Source organism: Peribacillus phoenicis, assembly GCF_047238085.1.
Taxonomy (GTDB): Bacteria; Bacillota; Bacilli; order Bacillales; family DSM-1321; genus Peribacillus.
Window position 1 is genome coordinate 2,778,363 of the sequence record NZ_JBDFMF010000001.1, and the last position, 24,862, is coordinate 2,803,224.

Sequence of the window (24,862 nt, forward strand, 5' to 3'; positions counted from 1 at the left end):
TAAACATCCATTAACCTGTATCTATATCTAATACATGTATTTATAATAGATACATGCAGTTGTCTTGTCAACCAATTTATAAACCTTTTATATTTTCTTCAAATTTTAAGGTATAATACGTTGTAATCAAATTAAATACATGATTAATCTGTGTAATAAACTTTGCGATGAAGTAAAAGGTAGGTGAATGATATGTCCATCAGCAGCCGATTTACCGTTGGTGTTCATATATTAGCTCTTATTGAATTAAATAAAGAGGGAATAAGCTCATCAGAGTTCTTAGCGGGGAGCGTAAACACGAACCCAACCTTGATAAGAAAAATTATGGGTATGTTAAAAAAGGCAGGGTTAATTGAAGTACAACCTGGTATTGCAGGGGCAAAACTAGCCAAGGAACCTTCTTATATAACATTACTTAACGTTTATAAGGCGGTCGATGTTGTGCAGGAAAAAGAATTGTTTAGTGTGCATGAAAATCCGCACCCTGATTGCCTTGTGGGCAGGAACATTCAAGATTCGATCACTCCTGTGTTGTCAGCAGCTCAATTTGCTATGGAAAAGGTACTGGGAAATGTAACCATTGAAGATATTGCTAAGGATATTGTTGAAAAAGAAAAACTTAAAATACAATAATAAATTAATAAAAGACATTCTTGAAAACAGAATGTCTTTTATTCGTAGTCCAAATCCCTTCTTTAACCTGCCCTGCACCGTTTGTTGCATAACAAAAGGAGCTACTGATTCGCTTGGTAATGAAGTAAAGCACCCGTTAGTTTAAGTACAACATTTCACAATATCAATACAATTTAAAGAGGGGAAAGTTTATACATTGAATTGTATATCAACATTAGCTGACATCATTTACATATTAAACCCTATATGGATGTATTCACATCAAAAAAGGCCCTTCTCGTTTGGTGAATAAGTCGCCATCTATTAGTCCATCTTAACAAATGAAGCTACATGGAGGGAGGTTCTAAACATGAGCCAAAAGCGTGATAAAGACTATAGTCAGAAGGGAAAAGCTAATAGCAATACAGTAGATCCAGTGATCGCAGCAGAAGACTTGGAAAAAGCAATTTATCCAACTAATAAGCCCCCGCGCAATGCCAAATAAGTACAAACTCGTGATTTCTTTGCTTTTCCGAAAAGAAACTTGCAGGTGAACGAAAATGAAGAGTAAAGCAATCCACTAACATGAAGAATTACTTGACTCTTCATAGGTATAATAGACTTTTTTTAGTCCTGAAATTTCTTCTTTACATACTCCATAGCTTTGCAAGTACAGTCTTTTTTAGAAACATACTTATGTGGTAAAATCCCAATGTCTATCTTCATTAATCCCCCCAATTTAGTATAGCAATTCTTATTGGATTAACCTGCCCCTTTAGTTGCATAACAAAAAGAGCTGCCAAAGCACCCGTTAGTTGAAGAAGAGCTAACGACTATCTAACAATATATTTAATTTAATTAATGCTTCATTTATTTCATTTCTTAGTTGTTGTTCAGAAATTTCAGATGAAGTTTCTTGTCCAGGAAGACATTCGTGCCAGTAACAATCTGCCGACTCAAACACCCCATTCAGTATTTCAAAATGCGCCTCATCCAACTTATCATTCGCTTTTAAAAACTTTTCCATATAACGGGTTTGAAATTCATCTGCCGACATATTCCCCTCTAAAAAATCTACCATTATTTGCTTATATTTGTTTATGAACATTTTATCCCCTCTCACTAGAGAATCCAAAGATAAAATTAGTGATATTATAGCATTTCTTATGCAACTAACCTGCCCCGTTAGTTCCATAGGAAAAAGCTGCCTTAAAGACAGCTCCGATCTTCAGCTAACGCACCCGTTAGTTTAATTCTTAACTTATTTCTATTTTAGTTAGAACCCGCTGCTTGGTAGGGTGATAAGCTTCCGTTCCACAAGGCCATTATACTAAGTGGGCTCCACCATCAATAAGAACAGCCGTACCAGTAGTAAAACCATTTTTAGCAAGGTATACATAGGTTTCAGCTATGTCTTCCGGCTTTGCAATCCGTCCAACAGGGAGCTGTTGTGCAATACCGTTGAACAGTGCTTGCCTCTGATCATCTGGCATTCCAGCATAGATTGGAGTGTCTACAATTCCAGGTGAAACCACGTTTACCCTAATAGGGGCTAAGTCTACGGAAAGTCCTCGAACCAATCCTTCAATGGCTGAATTGATTGCCGCTAACGTAGTAGCGCCTTGAGGAGGACGAACGCCATATACACCAGAGGTTAAGGTGATTGAGCTCTCATTGTTTAAATATGGAAGTGCTGAACGGACTGTAATATATTGCCCCCAGAACTTACTATCAAACGCCTCTTTAGCACTTGCCACAGGCAATTCACTAAAGTGCCCCATTGCTCCTTCTCCTGCTGTTACCACAAGGTGGTCAAATTTTCCAACCTTGCTGAAAAATTCTGCTACTTTTTCTTCGCTTCGAAAATCGATTTCATTTCCTTCTACATAGCCACCAAGAACTTGTTTTGCTTCATTTAATTTGGAAACAGAACGGCTGGCAATGATCACTTGAGCTGATTGATCGAGAAACGCTTTGGCAGTTGCTAAACCAATACCAGAAGTACCCCCTAAAACAACTACTCGTTTACCATTTAATGACATAGTAAAAACCCTTCCTTCTTAAAACTTTTTTGTATTGAAATTCATTGTGAAATATTAATTCCTAAAACGATACTATTGAGTACTTACGCTATTATTCAGCTAATAATTTTAAGGATTCACGATTAAAGGCAGGAATGTCATTCGGAAAACGGCTTGTTACAATATTTTTGCTTACCACAACTTCTTCATCTTTGTAGTTAGCACCTGCATTTTTGAGATCGTTCCTTATTGATTTAAAACCTGTTATGTCCACGCCTTTTAATAGGTCTGTATCAATAAATACTTGAGGGCCATGGCAAATGGAAAAAACAGGTTTACCTTCTTGTATAAATGCTTTTGCGAATTCACCAAAACCTGTCGTCTTCACGTAATAAATCAGGAGAGAAGCCGCCAGGGATGAGTAAAGCATCAAAGTCTTGAGGATTAACTTCCCCAATTCCTTTATCTATTTTTACTGCTTCACCTTTTTTACCAGTAATATCTTTTCCAGCCTGTATGTCGATTATGATCCTTGATGACCGCATCTTTAAATGCTTGTGCTGGTTCTGTGAATTCTAGATCTTCAAATAAGTCTGTTATTAGTGAAGCGATTTTTTTGCTCATTATGATAAGCCTCCTTAAAATTGTATAAGCATCGTTGGTATTATTCTCATTTAACACAATAAATACAAGTAATCTACCGTGCTTAGTATACTGCTAGATATATGAGGGTATAAAAACATTTAGTATCGCTCTGTCACGTGTTTAATGATGGGGATGCCCTTTAGAAGAATTCGTGATGTCAAATCCTGCTTGTGCTTGAGGCACATAGAAATACCTGATCCAAACCCCATCTAAAAACGGTTCCCTTTTATCAAGCAAAACATCAATGCCTTTGTCTGTTTTCACAATTTCATCATGGTCCGTGGGCGTATCAAGTTTTACTTCATAATGGGCATGGTCCCCATGGTCCAATGTAACGTAGACACGAACCATTTTCCCTTCAGCCTCTTCAATTTCCAACATTTGTTTCAGCACTTTAGCAGCATTTCGGTTAATTTTGCAGTTCATATCATTGTCTCCTATTCTAACAACTTTTAACTTTTTAATTAAGGAATCCTAAACAAGCTCATAACATGATCTCACGGTTTCATCCATATTCAATGCCTTAGGAAAAATCAAAAAGGATTCCTTGCTGATGTCCTCCTTTTTACCTTTCACTTTTTGTGATTTCTGCCAGAAGCTCGTATGAATGCAGGCGAGCTTTGTGGTCGTAAACTTGGGCAATGGCCATGATTTCATCAGCCTGGCTCTCCTCCAAAAATATATGCAGCTTGTCCTTTACCGTCTGCTGGCTGCCAACGATTGATGAGCCTAATTGCTGCTCGAGAGCCTTTAATTGGTAGCTGCTGGCCACTTCGGATATGTCATCTACCGGTGGTTGAAGCGGTTTAAGGTTGCCACTCATCAGATTCAAAAATTGCTGCTGTATTGTTGTAAAAAGGCGCTTTGCCTCTTTATCCGTTTCTGCTGTAATGATATTCAATGCCAACATCGCATACGGCTTATCGAGAACATTCGAAGGCTTAAACGCCTTGCGATAGATCTGTAGAGCACCCAGAGTGTTAAGTGGCGAGAAATGGGCGGCAAACGCGAATGGCAAACCCAGTTCTCCGGCCAGCTTTGCACTGAAGCCGCTTGAACCCAGCAGCCAGATTGGAATATTCAAACCTTCACCTGGAATGGCTTTTATAGGGTTCCCTTGTGCCAGGGATGGATCAAAGTAACCGCGGAGTTCCGCTAATTGCTCAGGAAAGTCATCTCCGGTACTTCCCAAGTCGCGTCTCAATGCACGAGCGGTCCCCTGATCTGTACCGGGTGCCCGCCCCAGACCAAGGTCAATTCGCCCAGGATATAATGATTCAAGAGTGCCAAACTGCTCAGCGATGACGAGCGGTGCGTGGTTCGGCAGCATGATTCCTCCTGAACCAATCCTGATTTTTGATGTACCGGCTGCCACATGGGACATCACCACAGAAGTGGCGGAACTGGCGATAAACGGCATATTATGATGTTCAGCGAGCCAAAAACGGTTGTAACCAAGTTTTTCAGCAAGCTGTGCGAGTTCCAATGTATGGCGGAAAGAGTCAGCAGGAGTACTTCCGGCTGTTATCGGTGAAAGATCAAGCACCGAGAATGGAATTTCGTTTAGTTTATTTGCATGTTTAGACATAAATTCATCTTCTTCCCTTATCTAATTTTTTTAAAAACTAATCTAATACTGGAATTTCATGAGTCGGAAAGTAAGGCAACACAAACTCTCCAAGCTCCTGGATGACTTCCTCGGGAGGGCGCTTTGAAAAATACAATACAAATGCCAGGTGATTGACACCAATGGATTGAAATTGATATAGAATTTCTAATAACTGTTTGCGCCCTACACGAAATCCTAACGGAATCGGAACAGGAAACGAATCGGGATTTTCCGATAAATCGATAAATAAAGTCTGAGTGAAAGGTTTAAACACTCCTGGTGCGTGAATTTCCGACAACTCGCGATACTCGTTAATCAATTGAGTTTGTTGTGGGATAATCCTCGGGTACTGGATCCAGCCGTCCCCATTCTGGGCGATCCATTCAATCGATTGATTGCTGAATCCTGTCATCATGGTTGGAATCGAAGAATAAGGTTTGGGGATCATTCTCATATCCGTTCCATCGATGATGCCTAAATCGCTGTTGATTGTCGGATTGTCCTCCTTTAACAGCATTTCAAGGAATGCATAATTCTTTTTAAACAGCCTTCCACTTTCGAGCTTGGATATTCCCAAAGCTGTGAAATCTTTATCCCGGTCTCCTGAAGCCACTCCCATGATCAGGCGTTCGGGAAACAACCGGTCAATAGATGATGCTTCCTTTGCCACTCGGACAGGATGGCGCAGCGGGAGGACCACACTCGCCGTCCCAAGTGCAATATCCTTGGTATGGGCCGCAAGATAGGTCAAATAAATCCATACATCATACATTTGACCATTATCATCAATATTCAAATTCTGAATCATAACGTCCCGAAGCCACAATGCCGCGAAACCATGGTCTTCAATTTTGCGGGCAAGCGACAGCTGATTTTCCATAATCGGATATTTGGACATCCTTGCCGTCGGAATCGTGAAACCAAGCGTCATTTTATCCTTTTGGTACAACCTGTTAAATGCTCGATGCTGTAATAAACTCACTTCAATTCTCCTTAAATTTTTGTACCAATGTATTTTTCGAACTTTTTAATCGTCTCCTCATTACGGCGATAATACGTCCATTGTCCGATTCGCTTCATTTCAACCAGTCCGCTTTGCAGCAGAATCGATAAATACTGTGAAGTAGTGGATTGCGAAATCCCGGCCTTGCTTCGGATATCCCCTACGCAAACCCCGCCTTTAAATCCTTCATCAGTAATAATATGGGCTTGCGGTGAAAAATGACTGTCGGGATCTTTTAACATTTGAAGAATGCTCACCCTCGTCTGGTTCGACAATGCCTTAAAAATTTCAACGGCTTGTTCATCATTTAAGCGTTCCAATTCCTGCTTCAATGTCATTTGCCTCTTTCTATATCGATTATCACTATCCCAATGGAAGCTGGATAGATGATCTGAAAGCATCACGCCAAATCGGTAATTAGCGATATTAATATAATAGCCATCTGGTCCGTCCAAATCAAAAGATTTGTTTCGAAGGAGATACGGCGAAAAGCTCCCATCTTAAAAAAGACGACTAAAAAACCTGCATATAACAGGTTTTTCCGACGTTTCCGCCACTCCATCTTTGTGAACTTATTCCATTATTTTCAGCTTATACACTTCTCTAGTTGATACAAGGTCTGCAATATAGTTCCTGTATTCCTGATAATGAGCCGACTGAATATGGTGTTCCAGCGCTTCCTCATCCTTCCACATTTCATATAAAACAAAAGTTTGATCTTCAGATTGGTGCAAGTCATACTTTATACAACCCGCCTCTTCCCTTGATGCCGCTTGTACCTTTTTGAGTTCTGATAATAGTTGCCCCTGCAGGCCTTCTTTTGGTTTTAATACAGCAGTAATTACAATATGCTCCATTTTCATCCCCCTTAATAATGAGTAGTTTGTCTTTCTTTTAAAAGTTGGTGGCAGTGGAGTTTATGTCCCTCCCAGCATCGTGTAAAAAATATACCCTTTTTAATCTCTTATCCGCTTCAGTTATGTAAGCTTTTAATTTTTTCTCTTAACTTTTTTAGTTAGGCTTAAATTAGTAAAGGACTTGATACACATTGATAAAACCTCATAAGCAGCAACCCAATCTGTGCCTTAATAAATTATAAAAATAAGGACATACCAGGGGCTTCAGATTCTGAGGCTTCAAAACCTAATTTCTTATAAAAATCTTGTTTTCCTTTTGCGCTAAATAATTGAACCCACTTAATATCTTCTTCCTCATATTTTTTGTAATGATTTCATTACTTTTTTTCCAATGCCTTGTTTTTTGGTATTCGGCATCGACCATCACATCACAAATTAAAGTTTGATAAATCCCATCTGATATAATCCTGCCAAATCCTATTAAATTTTTATTATGATAAATAGAAATGGAATACCAGCTGTTACAAATTGCGGTATATAGCTGGTCATATGAATACAGCCTTTAGCATTCCATCCTGTTGTTTAATGTAATCTTATAAAGTCTTCCTTGGGGATTCAATTCACTAAATTCAACTTCCATATAGTTCTCCCCTCTTGGACTATATCTCTGGTGCTCCTCATTACAATGTATCCAATTAACTTTCCAACCCATAAACTTAATACCAATTCGTTTCCTAAAAACTATACTCTACTTATCAATATACAAAAAAAATATTTATATACACTTGACACTTACATTTTTTAATATCACCTCTAAAAAAATGCAAGTGTCAAGTGTTATTATTTAGATTATTGGATAATTCAGCTCGTAACTTGGGTAGCAATAGTATGGTGGTCTAAGTGCAATTTTAGACATTGGCCAGGAATCCTCCATATAGACCATCTTTACTTTTTCATTTGATTGGTTTACTAGCAATAGCTTTACTTCTGGATTAAATTCATATCTCAAAATGGTAACCCCCTTCCATTAGGAATGTGTGGATTCTCCCCCATCAACATGAAGAACTTGACCAGTAACAAAACGAGAATCATCAGAAGCAAGATAGACAAAGGTTGGTGCGAGTTCAAATGGATGGGCAACTCGTTCCATTGGATTAAATGCTCCATATACTGCGACTTGATCTGACGAGAAACTTGCTGAAATAAGCGGGGTCCAAATTCGGCCGGGGGCGACGGCATTGACACGGATCCCTTGTTTCACGACATTTTTAGCCAAGGCACGTGTCCAACCAACTATGGCGCCTTTTGTGGCCGTATAATCAATCATTTGCTGTTCACCTACATACGTCACCACTGAAGATGTGCCAATGATTGAGCTGCCCGGTTTTAAATGAGGAAGCGCTGCTCTTGTTGTGTAAAAATGAGAGTAAATATTAACTTTGAAGGTGTCATCGAATTGCTCATCTGTAATGTCAAGCAGACTTAGTTGTTGGAATTGGATACCAACGTGGTTACAAAGAATATCGAGACGTCCAAACGTATTTACTGTTTGTTCTACAATGGAGACACACTGTTGTTTGTCCCGCAAGTCACCAGGCATTAGAAAACAACGTTGTCCGAGTTGTTCAATCCTCGTTTTTGTTCTATTTGCATCCTCATGTTCATCTAAGTATGAAATAGCAACATCTGCGCCTTCTTTAGCAAACGCAATTGCTACTGCTGCACCAATACCACTGTCACCCCCTGTAATAAGTGCAACTTTTCCTGATAACTTTCCACTCCCTTTATAGTTCGGATTTTCGATAATTGGAAGGGGTACCATTAATTTTTCCACTCCGGGATGGCGCAGCTGGCGCTGTTCAGGTAAACTTATCGGAATTTCTTGGTAACGTGTGATTTTCCCATAGTTAGGGTACATGGGATAAGGTTGAGTTTTCATGTTCGCTTTAAACATTTGTTGCATTTGCTTTATTTGGTCTAATTGACGACTTTGATCCTTTTGATCCATGGAAACCTCCTATAGAAATAATTTTCTTCTTAAGAATGTATATGTAGTTCACTACAAATAAAGTAAAAAAGTGTGAAAAAATTTGTTTACTTTCAACACAGAAGCGTATTCTTCTTCAAAAGAGACACCTTTTTTCTTTATTGAACTGACCTTTAGGCGCCACCAGATAGTTAATTGTTCAGTGGTTGCTCGAAATCGTGATCCGCCTCGCTTAAAAATGGATTTTTTCCTACTCTGCCCCTTTGTTTCTGCGTCCGAAAACCCCCTAGCTTACTTTTTTGGCAAAGTATAAAAATGATGATTAGACAGAATACTGTATTAGTCAGTGGTCTAATAACATTTCGGAGGAAAAATGCAATGAATACAAAAGAGTTAAGAAATATCCATGCCCTCGTAACAGGTGCTTCAAGCGGCCTAGGATTTTCCATGGCGGAGGCGTTGCTTCACGCTGGAGCCACGGTGGCGTTAGCTTCTAGAGGCGGAATTAAATTGGATCAAGCAGTAGAGAAGTTAAAGAGCGAGGGTTATCCTGCTGTTGGAATTCCTTTGGATGTTCGATCAGAACAATCCGTCAATCAGGCGGTCGAATGGGTGAAAAGAGAATGGGGGAAGCTGGATGTTTTCGTCAATAATGCGGGAATTGGGATGAGGACAGTAAACCCCCGTTTTTTTGTCGAGCCTCAGCCATTTTTCAAAGTAACACCAGAGGGGTTTCGAGATTTAATTGATACCAATCTCACAGGATATTTTTTAGTAGCTCGAGGGTTTGCTCCTTTAATGATCGAACAAGGTCATGGGCGAATCATTAATATTTCTATGAATCATGAGACTATGAAAAGAAAGGGTTTTGTACCTTATGGACCATCGAGGGCAGCCACTGAATCACTCTCATATATAATGGCAGAAGATTTAAAGGAATATGGAATTATGATGAATATGCTTTTACCGGGTGGTGCCACTACTACCGGAATGATTCCGGACGAAATTCGAGAAGAGATTGAATCAAAATTTCAGCTATTAGATCCAAGGGTTATGGCCGAGCCGATCGTTTTTTTAGCCTCGGCTGCTGCAGAGGGAATCACAGGTGAAAGAATAGTTGCCACCGATTTTCAAGACTGGCTTCTCAAAAGAAAATAAGTTTTTAATCACAAGGACGGATTCTTTCCTCTTTGAAGAAGTAGAGCTGTCCCTGTGATTATTTAGGTGGATTTGGCAACCGAAAATTACTTTTATGAATGTAAAAAAGACCAAAAATATGCAATAATACATTATATATATTCATAGGTATGTTTGCTAAGTCTAGAATCTTCGTTGGTAAATGCCATAGTCTCCTCTTTATAAAAATCTGCTGCCACTAAATTCAAGACGGAGGAACAATTCCCATATTCCCTGCTTTTTCCGCATTTTTCACAAACTCATAACCATCTTTAGATTGCCTTCGAACCCTGCTTTCCCAAAGTTCTCCTGGTAAATCTTGATCTAGAAAATAATCATCATTTTCTAAACACTCGTAATTTACGTCCAAAGCACCATTAGCGATTTTTCCTCTACAATCTTGGCAATACATTCCTTCTTTGTATTCATATTTCATATAAACCAGAAAATCTTTTTCTTCGTCAACCATTTACAGTCATTCCTCATAATGATTCCTCCCCTCGAGATATTTTTTACTACTGAGTGGTGCAAAAACAATAACTACATAAACGCCAGCCCTTTTATTGTAAGTTGATATGTATAACATAAGATGATTATATATAGCGGAATTAATTTACAATATTTTGTCCTAAAGTAAATACGTTTCCCCTTTAAAGGATTTGCTACCCCCTTAGCCCCTGAACCCGGTGATGTCAATCGTTTAAAGGCCTCAGTACTTCCTGCTTCATACCATTTTTTGACCCAAGCTTTTACTTGTGAGGAATTTATAATACCGTAGGTATCCGCAATAGCTTGTTACTACCTTCACCGACAGCAGAATGATTGTCAAGGTATAAAAAAACAGGCTGCGAAATGTATCACAGCTACTTGTACTCTATATTAAATGGATAAAGGTTCAAGTTCGAAATAACAGTCAACTTTTATTTTTGCACTTTGCCAGAACTTTATCCAGTCTTCTTCTGACATGGGTTTTGAAGCGGGTCCCATCGTCTGTCCGCCAATTTCAAGGGGATCCACTTTCAATTCCTGAAATTTTTTTAGCAGTGAAACGGTGCCCTCTTCCATATATCCCTCGAGCTCGTCGACTAATTCGTAAATGCTGGCCTGCCTGTCCAGGTCTTTGTTGCCTCGATATTCATCGATTCTGCCTCTATAATGAATCTTAAATGAAACGGTATGGTCATGTAAATTTACATGTGTCGTAACACGTGAACGGACTTCCCCCAGAGAGACGTCCAATGGTGTAATGCTCATGTTATTAAGAAAATGATATTTGTTAAGAAGCTGAAAAAATTGGTCTTGATTCTTATCAGAACCACCTTTTAACTTTCCATTCCCAAAAAATCCAGTGCCCTCATAGCTAAAATTGTCTTTATCCACCTTAAATACCGGAATGAACGGATCTGAATAAGGAGAATACACTTTTTCCATAAACTCATGAATATTTGTAACTGTAATTTCTCCCTGTTTCCCCTTTTCGTAATGCTTAAACATCCTGTATAGATAGTAATCAATATCTTTTTGCTGCTCCATACGATTCTTGATAAATGTTTCGAAATCACCTTTCAATACAACGAGATAAAGCCGCGGAGATACATCTGGATCGGTTAATAGCGTGTTAATCAATGATACAATTCCATTTCTGGCAACCTTTTCATCAATAAACAGCATACGGAGCTGCCCGAGCTTAATTTCCCGGTAATATTTCAGATTAAAGCTCCTCCTTCCCTGATCTAATAATGTGACATTGGTGGAAAAAATTGTTTATCTTCCTGCATGACAGGAGGAACCAATGTAGAGACTTTTAATTTACCTTTTTCTCCTCCCGCTTCAACGGACAAAAAGGTAACAGGCGCAATTTCTTCAACTGTATTGTCATTTGTAAAAGGAGAACAGCCAGTTAAAAGACCTATACTGCTTAATATAAGCATATATGAAGTGAGTGCCCTCATAGACTGGAACGCCTCCCCTTTATTTTAGTGGCAGCCAGGAGGAGAGATGGAATTAGTAAATAAGTAAAGGCACCAGACCATAATTGCACGTTTGCCCAGCGGCTTAGTTCTTTTCCTTCTCTCCAATAGAACTGCTGAATTAAAAACGCACCTGCCAGGACAAGTAAGCACACAGCATAAAAACCTTTACGTGTAGTTTCTTTATACTGAGTTCCTGCAGAAATGCGTATGGCACCATATAAACAAAGCAGCAAAACGGATATAAAGAAAACATAGTGAAACATTTGCAGGGAAATCATGATAATTTCCACTCTCTCAAAAACAGGAGACTGAAGGTACCTGATCATATTTACTGCCGGAAAACCTATTTTCCCCAGGTAAGTGGTTCCGAAAAAGAACAGACATGCCATGAAAAGCAGCAAATACTCTAAAATAGAAATCGCATTTGCAACGATAAATATCTCAGCATCTTTTGCTTGGAATTTATCCAAGGCAGCACCAGAATTAAGTATTCGGGTCCTGATAAAGAGGACCAGACCATTAATATGCCTTTCCAGGGTTTATGTGACCAATCTGTTGGGATCAAAGGATATAGATCATGCAGCTCAGCTGCAGGAGGAAAGAAATACGGAATATAAAGCAGGATGATCCAAAAGGTACATAGAAAAGCAATAATGCCAAAGCGCAGTGTTTTTTCCATCCCCTGACTGGCAATATAGGTGCTTATCAGCAAAATAAACAGGATAATCCACGGTCGCTGCATAGCAGGAAAAATAAATTGATGGACGATTTCAGCATACCCCAGAATAATTTTACTCATCTTTATAAAAATGAACGCAATCCCGGCAAAGGCTATTATACGAAGCGTCCTCCGGCCTAAAAGATCAACGAATCCATGATACCCCTGCTGCGTATATTTAGAAGACAGGCACTTTGATAAAATAAACAGGTTAATCTGAGATAGGATTCCTACTGCCAGTATCCCTAATAATAAATCCGGCATCTCTAAAAACTTTGGCAAAAATAATATAAAATAAAGCATTTGTGAACGGTTTGCGAATGCAATAATATATCCTTTTCCAAGTTGAGCAGTCTTATCAAATAATATAAAATCCCCCATCTAGTGATCATCTCCTCGGTTATATCTCCATTTAAAGAGAGGATGTAAATGTGCTGGACGCTTTTTCATCCATGGAATAGGAGCCCGAATGAAGAAATCCATCCAATCTCTCCAATAGAAGGGCGCAACCGGGGCAAAATATGGCTGCTTCAAGCTTGTAAGTCCATTAAGGTGTGCGAGCATATAGATCATTCCAAACACAATTCCCGGAATGCCCAGTAACGATGCTAAAATTAAAAATACAAATTGAATGAGTGTGTTAGTCTTACTTAACAGATAATTCGGAACTAAAAAAGACGCAATTGCGGCTACACCCACTAAAACAATTAGCACCTTGCTTACAAACCCTGCTTCCACTGCTGCCTGGCCAATAACAATACCACCGATTGTACCCAGAGTTGTGCTTGTTTTTGATGGCATCCTCAAACTGGCTTCTTTAATAATTTCCAGAATCAAAAGCATGAATAGCGCTTCCCAGAAGGGGCTAAATGGCAGTTTACTCCTGGATTCTAATAAAACAAACATAATCTGCAGCGGAATGACCTGATAGTGATGGGTGGTTAACGCAACGTAAAAAGGGATTAATGTAATAGACGCCAAGTAGCTTACATACCGAAGACATCTCAGGAAACTGGCAACCATCCATTTGTGGATATAGTCCTCTGATGATTGAAAGAGATGAAAAAAGGTGATAGGAGCAATTAACGCAAACGGTGTATTTGCCACTAGAATGACGATTTTTCCAAGTCCAAGTGAATAGGCGCATTGATCGGGACGATCTGTCTGCTGAAACTGTGGAAAGACCGAATGGATGTGATCCTCCATAAACGCTGCCAGATTCGACTGTTCAATCACCATATCAAAATTTACTTTGGAAATTTTTTTGCGGGCGATATCTACAATATCTGGATTGGCAATTCCCTCTAAATACAGTAATACAACCTTCGCTTTAGTCAGGTACCCGGCAGAAAACTTCTCCGTTTTAAGTTCAGTCACCGGAAGCCTTCTTCGAAGCAAAGTGATATTTTGGTCAATCTGTTCGGTAAAGCTGTCCTTAGGACCGTATAAAATGGTTTCTGTTTCCGATGGTTCAATGCTTCTACCTAATGGATTTTCAAATGGAACAGCCCACAAGCGTCCCTTGCCGTCATCAAGGAGCACATGTCCCAACATCATCAGCTGCTGTGCTTCATCAAGGCTGGTCAGAGCAGCCGCTTTTACTGAGGCAATGCAGGTATGTATCATATCTTCAGAACAATTTTTTAACGGCTGAATGATGGATTCATTTAACCTCTCAACGTCAATCAATGTTCGGATGAAAATAAGAGTTATATTCCGGTCTTTATTAATCCTGTGTTCTATCAATTCTCCATCATCCATATTTGAAATCAGGTCCTTGACAGCAGCTATAGATAAATCATTATTCTTTTGAAAAAGCTGGTTGCCGTCCTTATTTTCATGACGGATTTGTTTGCTTTTCTTTTTCCCAAACATATATTTTCTCACCTGAAATCCTTAATAAGTTCTGTAAAAACTCCCGTTCTTTCCAGGATTATTATGCTCATTCCGCCTTTTCTTATCCATTTCCACATCGAAAAGCCGCCTCTGTCAATGCGGAGACGACCAGTGTCATTCATGCTATTTGTAAAGAATAAAAACTCATTTAAGAAAGAGAGTTAAACCTGGGTTTATGATCTTTCAGGGAAGCCGCAATCTATCCATGAATAAGGCTAGAAGTAGCACGACGATAATAGCTCCTGGTCCTCTTGAAGAAGAATCCGTTATATAGGCATAACCTTCTTTTCCAACACGAAAATCAAAACGGACATCATTCAGATAAGTGGTAGGCAGGACAACATCCAGTGAATAAGCTACCAATATATTAACGATTGTACGCTTATTTTTTAAAAAACCCTCCAATTATGGGAGGTATCTTATCTAGTATTCTTCTTAAAAATCTTCATCTTCGTTCATAAAAATAATATAACAATCTTCACAAACATTATCCTCGTTTAAAGTTGCTTCATCACCACAGGCTTCACATTCACCTTTATGATCGTCTTTAAATTCATACTCTTCTTTACCTGTCCACCAATAAACGATTTTCTTTGGATCCATTTTAAAATCTCTCCTTTTCTCTAAACCTCATAGAAAACTCAATAACCATAGAATCTACGTAGAATCTGATCCACCAACTGCAATATTCCTAAGTCTTTTCTTGATTTAGCAGTGTTTTTCCAAATAATTGCAAATTCTTCTTGACTATCTATATCTCCGAATCCCCCATCAAGGTTCCCATTCCATTGGTATTTCCCTGAAAGCACTTGATTTGAAAATGCCTTACAAAAACCTTTAAAATCGGAAAAGTTATTTCCATCCATAACGAAAAACATCTCCATAACAGCACTCCTAATACAAACTTTTATGCTAATTTTATCAAATGGTCTTATGAACTAAACTGCCCCGTTAGTTGAACATGTAAAAATGCACACTAGAGTCATTTAATGCTTTCATAACACAAAACCACAATTACACAATTGAAAGGTGAATAAAAAAAGAACCTCTAAAGAGATTCATTAAGGTGTATCTACTAATTTATCTATTTGAATTAAGGAAAAAAATCTGCCAAATTAATTGGAGGATGTTTAGGTATATCTTCTAATTTATCCACTAATATTCCATTTTCATCGAAAAGGTAAAGGGATGGTTTCCAAGTCATCCAATCTTCGGATGCCGGAATCAAAAAATAGGCACAGGCAAGAATCAAAGATAATTTAAGTAAATTTTTCATTTACATCCTCCCGGTTAGTGTATTAATAAAAATCCTTTATTTTATATTTCTTTTCCACGTTTTTCAGGTATTGAGTGGTATTCTTATTAAATACTTTTATAATCTTGTTACAATAACTCATCTGATTAACAAGAGTTTCATATCTATCAGGATCGCCGGGTTCCTCGATGAGCTGATCATATGCAACAGTGACCGAATGGATGGCACTTACGATTGTGAAGTATCTGGTTGTAAGGTCATAAGGAATATTTGCTCGCTCTTTTTCTAATAATGTATGTTGTTCTTCGAAAAAACCTTTGCTGTTTTTAAGAATTTTTAAAAGTCCTTCGTTTCTATAACCTTCTTTATCTATCATTTCTCTTAATACTTTCAATGTCAATTGTTCCCATTGAGATAGATAAACCAAATGATCATTAATAACTTTCATTGTGCCATAGCAACGAAAATTAAATTCCTTGTTCTTTTGCCAGTTGTTGTAAATCAATATGCCTACTGCTACCGAACCTGATATAAATGAACCGATTAATGAACCATAAAAACTGAATAAAAAAAAGCCCTCTAAATTCTTTGGTTTAAGGGTTGTCCAATCCAAAATATTAGTTGATTTTTTTAAAAAAGGTAAATCATCTTTTATTATAGGGCGTACTTTTCTTACTAAATCTGTAATGTCATTTTCTCCGTTGTAAACAACTCTAACAAGTTGAAAGTCGTCTGGATAGCGAACAGTGGTGTTTTTTATCTTTTGTATCCACTCATATGCTGATACAGCAGCAGTCCATTCCGGTTCTTTTCTAAAGTCAGTTGTTATTACTGAACAACTACCAGACTGTAAGAAATTAGCACCGTCCGCAAACAATTGAACCTCAATTTGAATCTTCATTTGTTACTCCTAAATCTCTGTGCCTTTTTTTGTGTATTCTTCATCCTTAAGTTCAATAATGTTATTTGAAACAGTTAAAGTTATATCAGCTAAATGAACTTTTGAGCCCTCAGGCATTTTATGAAGCCAACTAGAAAGATCTTCAAATTTTTCTAATTTAGCCAGTGTAGGTGCTTCAAATTTGGTGTCCTCATGATCATATCCAAAGAAATCAACATCAGTCTTTGTAGATGCAGGATGAATATATATAAATAGGTTGTCTTTATTCGTTACTCTTCTTCCTCCTTCTCATTGAACCCGAGTTCTTTAATTTCTTCCTCAGTTAATTCTACACTTACTACAAAATTACCTGTCTCATAGAAGGTGTAATGGTAAAAAATTCAAATTAAATCCCTTTTATTCCAGTATATCCTTTTTTTCTTATCTAATTCTCGAACCATTGAATCGAAGCGACATTCGTTATATGAAAAGCAAGAATTGTAAGACCGTAACTATTAACACGCGTTTAAGGGAGATAAGAGCTTTCTTTAATTTCCTCGTTAGAGAACGGCTAATAACGAAGAAACAAAATCCAATGAGTGAAATAAAGCTGTTAAAAGATAGGAAGTGCGCTGTTCCAACATATACAAATGATGAACTTGACCTTCTCTTTAAACAACCTAATCACAGGAAATTTACAGGCATCAGAGACTTAACAATTATGATGCTGCTTGAAACAGGTATAAGGGCATCTGAATGTATAGGAATCAATATAAAAGACATTGATTACTCGCGCTCAAGAATACTGATTCAAAACACAAAGGGTTACAAACAACGCTTCGTACCGATTCAAGACAGGATGAAAGAACAACTCCAACGATACCTCTCGATTAGAGAGTATTAGAACATGATTTTCTATTTGTAAATATCGACAATGATCCATTAACTAAAAGACAGATGCAATCGCAAATATCCAGATACGGTAAAGCGATAAATATCCAAGCTACTTGTCATAAATTCAGACATACTTTTGCTCGATTATCTGTAGAAGCATCTGCTGGTATCTTTGAACTTCAAGCAATTTTAGGACATACATCAATGGAAATGGTAAAGCACTATGTAAATTTGTTTTCTGATGACGTTATCAGAAAGCACAAAGAGTTTTCACCGATTGAAAATATAAATAAAAAAAGGGTACGAAATTAAGTCGAATGAAAAAAAGAGACAAGGTACTCGCAATACCCTGCCTCCAAACATTTTAAATCAATAATCCTATAAAACTAAATATCGAATTTCCTTACCCTTATAGTATGGAAAAAAATTCGATGTTGCAAGGTGTCTTTAGTATTGCCTTTTTTAGGGTATTCCCTTGTGAGCTGCCGTTAAGCACAAGTTAATAGACAAAACAAAGGAAAAAATAGCTGATTTTAAGCAGGAGAAAACTGTTCTACAATTCGATTTTTCTAGCTTTATCGACAGTGAAAAGTTAGAACCGTTTACTGTAGAACTGCCAAAATAATGCACTAGCATCTATTATGTCCACATGCACTTAGTGTTGCAACAAAATATAGTTAGGACCACGAGGACAGCGTACATTTTGGTTAGCTGTCTTTTTTATGGCAAAAGAGAACATTAATTCTAGATACAGTCTATATTATCCTTATTCAAGGGAACTATATAACCAATTAACTTAATGATGTCAGGAGCAGGGGGATTAATAATGAAAGTACTGTCGATGATTCAGCCTTGGGCAAGCTTATTTGTCCTTAGGGAAGCAGAATATGAAACAAGGACTTGGAGAACGCATTATCGGGGTCCTCTTGCTATTCATACGAGCAAAAAAGTAGATAAGCCCGCCTGTAGACTGGATGGAGTTGCCGAGCTGCTGGCTAAGCATGGGTATACAGAAGATAATCTGCCGACCGGAATGATAATTGGAGTCTGCAAGCTGAAAAACTGTTTGAAAATAGAAGAAAACAATGGAAACTGGGCGGTCTTAGAAGATAGTCGGGTTATTTCAGGGAACGACTTGTTTTTAGGGGATTACAGAGTTGGCGGCTATGCCTGGGAAATTGAGGACATGCGGATGCTCGATGAATATATTCCTGCAAAAGGGCAGCTTGGGCTGTGGGAGTTTAGCGGAAAGATATAAGTATCAAACCATAGTGGCACTGAATCTGGAAATTCTATGCTTGTGGTTCTCTTTGGGGTTGCATATTGATTAGGAATTTACTGTTTTTTTGGTGGTTTTTCATAGTTCTGAGACTAATTTTTGCTTGTTTCCCCATTGCGCGGTTCAAAAAGATGGAGAAATATGATGGTTTTTAAGGGATATCGGTTTCCGCAAATGGGGAATTTAACATTTTTTAGCCCGACTCAAAATCGTGTTCCTCTGGATTGCCGGTTCGACCCCGGCCACCGGTATCACCAATAGCGAAGAATCGCTATTACATCAAGCTTCACACTTAATTGTGTGAAGTTTTTTTGTGTTCATGACGCACTACAGAATATGTACAAATAATGTTCTAATCCTCAACAATTACATTAATAATTTCATTAAATTTAATTCTCTCAAAGAAACTATCTTTCTTCTGAATACTTAACTCTTTCGTGACAGGATCAATATACACACAGTATCCATGCAGTTCAATTGGATTTCCATCGTTATGCAATCTAAAACTTATCGGTAAATGATATTCCATCGCATAATGAATGTTGTTTTCAAATTCTTCAACCTGGTATTCATCTAGGACAGGTTTTTTATTTAGGAAGTAATCAACCTCACCCATTTTTTTATTTAAAGCTTTATGTTCTGGCATAATCAGCGCTGCTTGCCATTTAACGAGCCCTCTATCACGAATTGTACTCATCAGAAAGATCCCTCCTTTTTATTTATCATATACGAACTAACGTTCTTATGGAAGGCAGAAAACAATGCCTGTTCCAGAGAAGGGCTTTTCCAATTGTACGAAGACACAAAGATAATTACATTGGGGACATGAATTTGAGTACATAGAGTTATTAATCCACTCAAAACCGCACCAATTCAATCTCTAAACTGTTTTGAGATACAAAATCGAGTACATTATAAACAATACAGTCATACAAATTTATCTGTATACACAAAGGGGAAGGCAATATCTATACCCTCCCCTTTTTCGAACAACATATATTTTTAATCTTCTTGATTATTTTATAAAAAAGATAGATTATTTTTGTGATCCTTAATCAACTAAATCAGCTAATAGGATGTCAATATCTTTCTCTAAAATTTTCATTTCCCTTATGATATACTATTTTTGTTCATGACAAATAACCCTCCAAAACCCTTTTGGAAGGATTTTTCTCTGTTTCACAAAATCGTTAATCAGGCTAAATCTAGGAATGCTTCTTTTCTCTTTAATAAAGCGTAAATCCAATGAAGCAACTTATTCATACAGGCAACGATTGACACTTTGGCCGGTTTTCCTTCTGATTTTTTCTTATCATAGAAGGCTTTAAGCTTTTTGTTCCTTGAACTTCTTATGCCACATAGTACGGCAAGATACAGAGAATGACGTAGTCTGCTCGAACCTCTTTTAGTAATACGATTAATGGTTGCCGTAAACTTACCTGATGAGTGAACACTTGGATCTACTCCAGCGAAGGCAACTAGTTTTTTCGGGTGATTAAACCGATCGATTTCACCAATTTCAGAGATAATCGTGGCTGCGATTTTTTCTCCGATACCGGGAATCGATTGGATGATCTTATATTCTTCCAGTTCATTTGCCAGGGCCACTATACGATCTTCCAACTCAGAGAGGTGTCCCTGGTAATGAAAAAGCAACTCAATATACATACGAAGATTGATTACGTGACTTTGATACACGTTTATTTGAAATGGATTTCGAGACGCGGAGTCCATTATTTTTTTTGCTTTTTCCCATGCCCATTGACCCGATCGGCTAGGACAGAACTCTATAACACTCTCTGCTAGTTTACTTTCCCCGGCTGCTAATACCGCCTCTGAAGTGGGATATTCCTTTAATATCAATAAAGAAACCCTTGAATATAGATCCCCAAAAACCTTTCGGTATTCAGGAAACACTTGATCTAAAATGGTGTGAAACTGAAGTTTAGCTTCCACATACATATTCGTTACGATTTCCTGTTGTCTGGACAAATTCCGAAGGTCTAATAGCTGAATTCCTCTAATTTTATGAGGTTCTAAATCCTCTTTGTAATACAGCACACACAACTGGTACGCATCGATAGCGTCCGTTTTCACCTTCCGTAAGCTGGACTTCTTTGCCTGATAAGAAATAATCGGATTTAGTAAGATATATGGAATCCCTTGTTCCTCCAGGTATTGAATAACAGGAGAATGGTAATGCCCTGTAGATTCTAAAATGACCATAGGCATTTTCCCTGTCACCTCTTCAATTTCTTTTAGAAATTCTAAAAAATGATCTAACTCCTCTTTGATATGCTTCATTGAAAAGCTCTTCCCATACGGTTTAGATTGATCTAAAAATGCCTGAACTTGGCTCTCTCCTTTTGCCACATCCAGACCAACAACTGGATTCATTGTTTTTTCCTCCTCTACTTACTAACCAGTACCCCTAGTCCTCCATGTAGTGTCATAGCTTCGCTTGTTATTCGAGATCTGCGTCCCAACCAGCCTCAAACATGTTTCTACAAGTAGGGGGCGGACAGTTTAGTTCACGGGATCAAGTCCCACGCACCCGTACGTCCTACCCTGTCTACTGATATAATAGATTCTATTAAAAAAAGGTCAACCAGTAAAAACTGGCTAACCTTATAATACGAACGCACCCGTTAGTTTAAGTACAAACCTTCACAATCTGCTTCTTTTATCAACCCAAAAACATTGAAAAATTAGTGAAATCCTAATTTCTTAATAGTTAGATAAGTTTTCCAAAATTTCAACACTCATTGAAGTTGTAAAAATCTATTTTTCCAAATGAAAACAACAACAACCATCTTTATGGCTTAAGGACCACTTTAATACATCCATCTGTCCTTGTATCAAATACTTCATACCCATGCTTTGCTTGGTCAATTGGAAGTACATGGGTTACTATTTTTTCTCGTTTAATATCATTATCCCAGGTATAACAAACAATAAATTTCTTCAAATTAAATCCCCCGTTCGAGAACAACTTCTGATTTGTCTTAAGTAGGGAAACACGTCTACTTATTTGAAGCGAATAGTAAAATTTATATCCTGAATAAGAATGCAATTATCGACCAGCTTTGTCTTTCAAAGACGTTATACATGAAGCAAATACCCATGTTGATAAAATGATGGATGGCATTCCTACTATTTTTAAAAAATACCGTTGTGTATCATCTATAAATATTTCATGAATACCATAGATACAGCCTAAAAAGATCAAAGCGTGTATAGAAAATTTCATTTTTTTCAGTCCATTACACAGACCATTTATATTAATTCGAAAGGAACCTTAGTATTAAGGGGGCAAAAATATTTAATCCTCGATTCCCCCCTCTATATAAAGACCAAATCTGAACTTTATTCAATAAAAAAGCTGCCAAAAACGGCAGCTGGATTTTGTTCCCGTTTATAAGCACATACTCTTTTTCTATATATTATGTTTTTACGTAATAACCCGGATAACTTACCTATCTATATACCATAATAAGAATTATCCAAGAGACACCCTAAGGATCTTGGTGTTTGTCTGAATCCATCCTTGAAGCTTTTCAGGGATGGATTTTTTTTTTACTTTTCTAGCTGAATAATATGTCCCAAGAGCGCCTTAAAAGAGAGCTAGATTTTCAACCCGTCTTATTGCACTAACCTGCCCCGTTAGTGCCATAAGAAAAAGCTGCCCTAAAGACAGCTCTGATCTTCAGCTAACGCACCCGTTAGTTTAAGTAAAATATTTCACAAACTCGCTAAAAATATGAGTTGTTCTTAATCATTTAGACATTCTATTAATTCATATGTTCCAATAGGCTCTTGCTTCTTTCTCAAGCACCTTTAGTCTTTTGTAGTAATCAGGAAACTCGTGAAGATGAGCTAGGGCAATTTTCCCCGTTATAATAGGATCATCATCAGTTACATTTGTTTGGCTGGATATTTTCCCATGTTCCAGCTCAGTATTTACACCTATCCAAAACTCATCTAAATCAAACTTACTTTTATTAAAATCAATGCCTAAAAGTAAAGCTATAGCTGCTGCTTCCTCTTTAGAAAAGCTTGTTTTTACGTTGTTAAAATTATTTGTTTGAATCTTATTTGGATGCTTTGTTAAAGAATGGCGCATATCGCAGTCAGAACGGTGTTCTGCAGCCAAAGCATCTGCTTTAGTTATATGAACCGTGCCAAATGGATGTTGTGGAGGTGCGTATATAGAATAAATTTTCAACGGGATATTACCTGTATTGGTTACATTATGCCATGTTCCAGCAGGTATCATAATGGCAGAATCATTATAAACATTCCGTACAAAGTTTAAATTATCTTTTCTCTTGCCCATTTGAACAATCCCTTGACCTTGTTCAATGCGTAAAAATTGGTCAACGTTAGGGTGAATTTCTAACCCGATATCTTCTCCAGCTTTAAGACTCATCAATGTAACTTGAAAATGATTTCCTGTCCATAATGCGGTACGGTAGTTATTGTTTTGTTTCGTAGCTTCATTAATATTGATTACAAATGGTTTACGTCCATAATCTTTTAGTCCGATTTCATTCCTTCCAATTGATGATTGAAAAAGATCCAATCGGTTAGCAACATCATGTGTAGTCCAGTATTGGGGCTGTATTATATTGTTATTTATTGGTACGTTATAATAATAAGGATTTGGATATTGGTGGGGATACGAAAAAGGAGCATCGTACATTTTTCTCAACGCCTTCAAAGATTTTTTAAACTATCCTATTCACTATGTTAAGGATATGTTCTAATACTCAGGGTTACCGAATTTTAGGAATTGATTATCCGTTAACATTTGCTCAATCTAATGGAACAATTCAAAGAAGGAAATTCGCTTCTGCAAATATCCTGCCTCTTTAGTTGCATAAAGAAAAAGCTGCCTTAAAGACACCTCTGATCTACAGCTAACGACCGTTAGTTTAAGTAAAAAGCTTAACAAGATTAATTAACATAAATACATCCATTTTTCCTTTAAAGTAGAAGCTTATTATAGTGTAAACGGGTTTAGTAATTATAATTACAGGGTAATTAAAGTTTTGGTATATAAAAAATAGGGGGATTATATTATGAAGGAGTCACTAGATACATATAAATTACTGGAATTCATCCAAGAAAATAAAACGGATTTTGAAAATTCATTATTAAACGAAGCATCTAATGTGAAAGAAAAAATTGAAGAAATTTTAACGGTTGGTAATATTGACCTGATAAATAATGCCCATAGGCTGATTCAATACATTATTGAGGCTAAAGAACAGGAGCTTCAATCATTTGCTACCCAAGAAGGTATAGCTTGGGCGACACACGCAATTCCATTAACTTTCAAATTAGAGTGGGTGCAAGCAATTCGAAGGACCTTGTGGAGGTTCCTACAAGAATATAACAAGGTAAATAATAAGGTTATTACTGAAGAATTTTTTTCGGTAGAAAAACAATTTAATAATCAGGTAGACAGATTTTTAAATGTTTTTTTTATCACATATTCTCAATACAAAGATTCGTTGATAATGGCTCAAAAAGAATTGGTTGAAAATCTTTCGGTGCCTATAATCCCAATAACACCCACTATATGTATTTTACCTCTTATTGGTGCGGTTGATCTTTACCGAACGAATATTCTCGAGGAAAAAGTTTTAATGGAGATTGGAAAATTACGTATTCAAACATTGATTATGGACTTATCTGGAATTATGGAAATCGAAGCCGAAGTAATTGATCATTTAATGAAGATTATAGACGGCACTTCATTAATGGGATGTACCACTGTGATTACCGGGTTAAGAGCTGAAGTGGTTAGAAGTATGATAAACTTAGGAATAAGATTAAATGAAAAAGCACAAACATTAGGAACTTTACAACAAGCATTGAATAAATTCTTATTAAGTTAAACACGGAGAATTTTAGAGGAGAGTCGCTTTGCCGACTCTTTTTTCTTATTCAATATATTCTGACCAACTGGCTAAATATTTGTTCCTGCCCGGCAGTTACGCCTTGGTATAAGCTATAATTAGGGTATTTAGTAATTAATTCAACACTAATCAA

The 24,862-nt window shown here is 37.4% G+C and carries 27 protein-coding genes and 4 pseudogenes; 7 read left to right on the top strand and 24 right to left on the bottom strand.

The genetic code is table 11. The annotated features are described in order from the left end of the window. Positions 1-192 precede the first annotated feature (192 nt). Both ABC374_RS13565 and ABC374_RS13570 read left to right on the top strand, forming a co-directional pair. The gene (locus ABC374_RS13565) at positions 193-633 is read left to right on the top strand and encodes an Rrf2 family transcriptional regulator (RefSeq protein ID WP_048686151.1); all 441 of its coding nucleotides are present in this window, start codon (positions 193-195) and stop codon (positions 631-633) included. Between the two features lie 349 nt (positions 634-982). Then, entirely contained in the window at positions 983-1,117 is a 135-nt protein-coding gene (locus tag ABC374_RS13570; RefSeq protein WP_413018327.1) for a hypothetical protein, read from the top strand. A 321-nt stretch (positions 1,118-1,438) separates the two neighbouring features. On the opposite strand, the gene ABC374_RS13575 is transcribed toward ABC374_RS13570, so the two are convergent. From ABC374_RS13575 to ABC374_RS13615, 9 genes and pseudogenes are all read right to left on the bottom strand, one after another. Continuing rightward, on the bottom strand, positions 1,439-1,720 hold the full coding sequence (locus ABC374_RS13575; protein WP_397330042.1) for a colicin immunity domain-containing protein: 282 nt from the start codon (positions 1,718-1,720) through the stop codon (positions 1,439-1,441). Between the two features lie 217 nt (positions 1,721-1,937). Further along, complete coding sequence (locus ABC374_RS13580) at positions 1,938-2,654, bottom strand: SDR family oxidoreductase (RefSeq protein ID WP_190269754.1); 717 nt, start codon at positions 2,652-2,654, stop codon at positions 1,938-1,940. Between the two features lie 91 nt (positions 2,655-2,745). Then, a pseudogene (locus ABC374_RS13585) lies at positions 2,746-3,257 on the bottom strand (type 1 glutamine amidotransferase domain-containing protein). 141 nt (positions 3,258-3,398) lie between these two features. Next, positions 3,399-3,704, bottom strand: coding sequence for an iron-sulfur cluster assembly accessory protein (locus ABC374_RS13590; RefSeq protein WP_413018330.1), 306 nt, complete (start codon positions 3,702-3,704; stop codon positions 3,399-3,401). A gap of 139 nt (positions 3,705-3,843) precedes the next feature. Continuing rightward, positions 3,844-4,866 (bottom strand): LLM class flavin-dependent oxidoreductase, encoded by a 1,023-nt coding sequence (locus ABC374_RS13595; protein WP_413018332.1) that lies wholly within the window; start codon positions 4,864-4,866, stop codon positions 3,844-3,846. Between the two features lie 37 nt (positions 4,867-4,903). Further along, positions 4,904-5,869 (bottom strand): TIGR03571 family LLM class oxidoreductase, encoded by a 966-nt coding sequence (locus ABC374_RS13600; RefSeq protein WP_413018334.1) that lies wholly within the window; start codon positions 5,867-5,869, stop codon positions 4,904-4,906. Between the two features lie 11 nt (positions 5,870-5,880). Next, complete coding sequence (locus tag ABC374_RS13605) at positions 5,881-6,228, bottom strand: ArsR/SmtB family transcription factor (protein ID WP_413020354.1); 348 nt, start codon at positions 6,226-6,228, stop codon at positions 5,881-5,883. A gap of 234 nt (positions 6,229-6,462) precedes the next feature. Beyond that, positions 6,463-6,747, bottom strand: coding sequence for a putative quinol monooxygenase (locus ABC374_RS13610; RefSeq protein WP_413018336.1), 285 nt, complete (start codon positions 6,745-6,747; stop codon positions 6,463-6,465). A gap of 1,027 nt (positions 6,748-7,774) precedes the next feature. Next, positions 7,775-8,755: an SDR family oxidoreductase gene (locus tag ABC374_RS13615; protein WP_249596218.1), complete on the bottom strand. Its 981-nt coding sequence runs from the start codon at positions 8,753-8,755 to the stop codon at positions 7,775-7,777. Between the two features lie 357 nt (positions 8,756-9,112). Here ABC374_RS13615 and ABC374_RS13620 point away from each other — a divergent pair, with 357 nt between their 5' ends. After that, complete coding sequence (locus ABC374_RS13620; protein ID WP_413018338.1) at positions 9,113-9,892, top strand: SDR family NAD(P)-dependent oxidoreductase; 780 nt, start codon at positions 9,113-9,115, stop codon at positions 9,890-9,892. Positions 9,893-10,115: 223 nt separating this feature from the next. Here the strand turns inward: ABC374_RS13620 and ABC374_RS13625 are convergent, their stop codons facing one another. The 10 genes and pseudogenes from ABC374_RS13625 to ABC374_RS13670 all read right to left on the bottom strand — a co-directional run bounded on the left by ABC374_RS13625 (position 10,116) and on the right by ABC374_RS13670 (position 16,653). Further along, the gene (locus ABC374_RS13625; RefSeq protein ID WP_413018340.1) at positions 10,116-10,379 is read right to left on the bottom strand and encodes a hypothetical protein; all 264 of its coding nucleotides are present in this window, start codon (positions 10,377-10,379) and stop codon (positions 10,116-10,118) included. Positions 10,380-10,789: 410 nt separating this feature from the next. Further along, positions 10,790-11,671 (bottom strand): Ger(x)C family spore germination protein, encoded by an 882-nt coding sequence (locus ABC374_RS13630; RefSeq protein WP_459564387.1) that lies wholly within the window; start codon positions 11,669-11,671, stop codon positions 10,790-10,792. Further along, the gene (locus ABC374_RS13635; protein ID WP_413018344.1) at positions 11,644-11,862 is read right to left on the bottom strand and encodes a hypothetical protein; all 219 of its coding nucleotides are present in this window, start codon (positions 11,860-11,862) and stop codon (positions 11,644-11,646) included. The genes ABC374_RS13630 and ABC374_RS13635 overlap by 28 nt, the downstream gene beginning before the upstream one ends. Beyond that, positions 11,859-12,982: pseudogene (locus tag ABC374_RS13640) on the bottom strand (GerAB/ArcD/ProY family transporter). Before ABC374_RS13640 ends, ABC374_RS13635 begins: the two are co-directional and overlap by 4 nt. After that, a complete protein-coding gene (locus ABC374_RS13645) occupies positions 12,983-14,476 on the bottom strand; it encodes a spore germination protein (RefSeq protein WP_413018346.1) in 1,494 nt (497 codons plus the stop codon). Positions 14,477-14,722: 246 nt separating this feature from the next. Next, positions 14,723-14,851: pseudogene (locus tag ABC374_RS13650) on the bottom strand (L-dopachrome tautomerase-related protein); the annotation flags it as partial. 81 nt (positions 14,852-14,932) lie between these two features. After that, positions 14,933-15,100, bottom strand: a complete 168-nt coding sequence (locus tag ABC374_RS13655; RefSeq protein ID WP_413018348.1) for a hypothetical protein — start codon at positions 15,098-15,100, stop codon at positions 14,933-14,935. A gap of 38 nt (positions 15,101-15,138) precedes the next feature. Continuing rightward, the gene (locus ABC374_RS13660) at positions 15,139-15,381 is read right to left on the bottom strand and encodes a barstar family protein (protein WP_413018350.1); all 243 of its coding nucleotides are present in this window, start codon (positions 15,379-15,381) and stop codon (positions 15,139-15,141) included. A 209-nt stretch (positions 15,382-15,590) separates the two neighbouring features. After that, entirely contained in the window at positions 15,591-15,773 is a 183-nt protein-coding gene (locus ABC374_RS13665) for a hypothetical protein (RefSeq protein ID WP_413018352.1), read from the bottom strand. Between the two features lie 22 nt (positions 15,774-15,795). Then, on the bottom strand, positions 15,796-16,653 hold the full coding sequence (locus tag ABC374_RS13670) for a hypothetical protein (protein WP_413018354.1): 858 nt from the start codon (positions 16,651-16,653) through the stop codon (positions 15,796-15,798). A gap of 574 nt (positions 16,654-17,227) precedes the next feature. On the opposite strand from ABC374_RS13670, the gene ABC374_RS13675 reads away from it, so the two are divergent. From ABC374_RS13675 to ABC374_RS13685, 3 genes are all read left to right on the top strand, one after another. Continuing rightward, positions 17,228-17,536 (top strand): tyrosine-type recombinase/integrase, encoded by a 309-nt coding sequence (locus ABC374_RS13675; protein WP_286177231.1) that lies wholly within the window; start codon positions 17,228-17,230, stop codon positions 17,534-17,536. 53 nt (positions 17,537-17,589) lie between these two features. Next, positions 17,590-17,838 (top strand): site-specific integrase, encoded by a 249-nt coding sequence (locus ABC374_RS13680; protein ID WP_255264103.1) that lies wholly within the window; start codon positions 17,590-17,592, stop codon positions 17,836-17,838. 514 nt (positions 17,839-18,352) lie between these two features. Continuing rightward, complete coding sequence (locus tag ABC374_RS13685) at positions 18,353-18,784, top strand: ASCH domain-containing protein (RefSeq protein ID WP_063577328.1); 432 nt, start codon at positions 18,353-18,355, stop codon at positions 18,782-18,784. A gap of 373 nt (positions 18,785-19,157) precedes the next feature. Here the strand turns inward: ABC374_RS13685 and ABC374_RS13690 are convergent, their stop codons facing one another. The 5 genes and pseudogenes from ABC374_RS13690 to ABC374_RS13710 all read right to left on the bottom strand — a co-directional run. Further along, positions 19,158-19,502 carry a YolD-like family protein gene (locus ABC374_RS13690; RefSeq protein ID WP_413018357.1) on the bottom strand — a complete coding sequence of 115 codons (345 nt, stop codon included), beginning with the start codon at positions 19,500-19,502 and terminating at the stop codon, positions 19,158-19,160. A 497-nt stretch (positions 19,503-19,999) separates the two neighbouring features. After that, positions 20,000-21,202, bottom strand: a complete 1,203-nt coding sequence (locus ABC374_RS13695; RefSeq protein ID WP_413018359.1) for an IS110 family RNA-guided transposase — start codon at positions 21,200-21,202, stop codon at positions 20,000-20,002. Positions 21,203-21,620: 418 nt separating this feature from the next. Next, positions 21,621-21,773, bottom strand: coding sequence for a hypothetical protein (locus tag ABC374_RS13700; protein ID WP_413020446.1), 153 nt, complete (start codon positions 21,771-21,773; stop codon positions 21,621-21,623). Positions 21,774-22,601: 828 nt separating this feature from the next. Beyond that, positions 22,602-22,928: a DUF5661 family protein gene (locus ABC374_RS13705; RefSeq protein ID WP_413020357.1), complete on the bottom strand. Its 327-nt coding sequence runs from the start codon at positions 22,926-22,928 to the stop codon at positions 22,602-22,604. Between the two features lie 18 nt (positions 22,929-22,946). Then, positions 22,947-23,507 (bottom strand): annotated as a pseudogene (locus ABC374_RS13710) (cupin domain-containing protein); the annotation flags it as partial. Positions 23,508-23,886: 379 nt separating this feature from the next. Here ABC374_RS13710 and ABC374_RS13715 point away from each other — a divergent pair. Beyond that, positions 23,887-24,708, top strand: coding sequence for an STAS domain-containing protein (locus ABC374_RS13715; RefSeq protein WP_413018361.1), 822 nt, complete (start codon positions 23,887-23,889; stop codon positions 24,706-24,708). Positions 24,709-24,862: the final 154 nt, after the last annotated feature.

Coding starts and splice junctions, on each gene's coding strand:
- ABC374_RS13620 (WP_413018338.1), top strand. CDS start 9,113: ATGAATACAAAAGAGTTAAGAAATATCCATGCCCTCGTAACAGGTGCT.
- ABC374_RS13635 (WP_413018344.1), bottom strand. CDS start 11,862: ATGAGGGCACTCACTTCATATATGCTTATATTAAGCAGTATAGGTCTT.
- ABC374_RS13670 (WP_413018354.1), bottom strand. CDS start 16,653: ATGAAGATTCAAATTGAGGTTCAATTGTTTGCGGACGGTGCTAATTTC.
- ABC374_RS13660 (WP_413018350.1), bottom strand. CDS start 15,381: ATGGAGATGTTTTTCGTTATGGATGGAAATAACTTTTCCGATTTTAAA.
- ABC374_RS13570 (WP_413018327.1), top strand. CDS start 983: ATGAGCCAAAAGCGTGATAAAGACTATAGTCAGAAGGGAAAAGCTAAT.
- ABC374_RS13645 (WP_413018346.1), bottom strand. CDS start 14,476: ATGTTTGGGAAAAAGAAAAGCAAACAAATCCGTCATGAAAATAAGGAC.
- ABC374_RS13705 (WP_413020357.1), bottom strand. CDS start 22,928: ATGCGCCATTCTTTAACAAAGCATCCAAATAAGATTCAAACAAATAAT.
- ABC374_RS13665 (WP_413018352.1), bottom strand. CDS start 15,773: ATGAAAAATTTACTTAAATTATCTTTGATTCTTGCCTGTGCCTATTTT.
- ABC374_RS13595 (WP_413018332.1), bottom strand. CDS start 4,866: ATGTCTAAACATGCAAATAAACTAAACGAAATTCCATTCTCGGTGCTT.
- ABC374_RS13575 (WP_397330042.1), bottom strand. CDS start 1,720: ATGTTCATAAACAAATATAAGCAAATAATGGTAGATTTTTTAGAGGGG.
- ABC374_RS13675 (WP_286177231.1), top strand. CDS start 17,228: ATGAGTGAAATAAAGCTGTTAAAAGATAGGAAGTGCGCTGTTCCAACA.
- ABC374_RS13685 (WP_063577328.1), top strand. CDS start 18,353: ATGAAAGTACTGTCGATGATTCAGCCTTGGGCAAGCTTATTTGTCCTT.
- ABC374_RS13615 (WP_249596218.1), bottom strand. CDS start 8,755: ATGGATCAAAAGGATCAAAGTCGTCAATTAGACCAAATAAAGCAAATG.
- ABC374_RS13690 (WP_413018357.1), bottom strand. CDS start 19,502: ATGAGTACAATTCGTGATAGAGGGCTCGTTAAATGGCAAGCAGCGCTG.
- ABC374_RS13610 (WP_413018336.1), bottom strand. CDS start 6,747: ATGGAGCATATTGTAATTACTGCTGTATTAAAACCAAAAGAAGGCCTG.
- ABC374_RS13590 (WP_413018330.1), bottom strand. CDS start 3,704: ATGAACTGCAAAATTAACCGAAATGCTGCTAAAGTGCTGAAACAAATG.
- ABC374_RS13580 (WP_190269754.1), bottom strand. CDS start 2,654: ATGTCATTAAATGGTAAACGAGTAGTTGTTTTAGGGGGTACTTCTGGT.
- ABC374_RS13680 (WP_255264103.1), top strand. CDS start 17,590: ATGCAATCGCAAATATCCAGATACGGTAAAGCGATAAATATCCAAGCT.
- ABC374_RS13655 (WP_413018348.1), bottom strand. CDS start 15,100: ATGGATCCAAAGAAAATCGTTTATTGGTGGACAGGTAAAGAAGAGTAT.
- ABC374_RS13625 (WP_413018340.1), bottom strand. CDS start 10,379: ATGGTTGACGAAGAAAAAGATTTTCTGGTTTATATGAAATATGAATAC.
- ABC374_RS13605 (WP_413020354.1), bottom strand. CDS start 6,228: ATGACATTGAAGCAGGAATTGGAACGCTTAAATGATGAACAAGCCGTT.
- ABC374_RS13565 (WP_048686151.1), top strand. CDS start 193: ATGTCCATCAGCAGCCGATTTACCGTTGGTGTTCATATATTAGCTCTT.
- ABC374_RS13695 (WP_413018359.1), bottom strand. CDS start 21,202: ATGAATCCAGTTGTTGGTCTGGATGTGGCAAAAGGAGAGAGCCAAGTT.
- ABC374_RS13715 (WP_413018361.1), top strand. CDS start 23,887: ATGAAGGAGTCACTAGATACATATAAATTACTGGAATTCATCCAAGAA.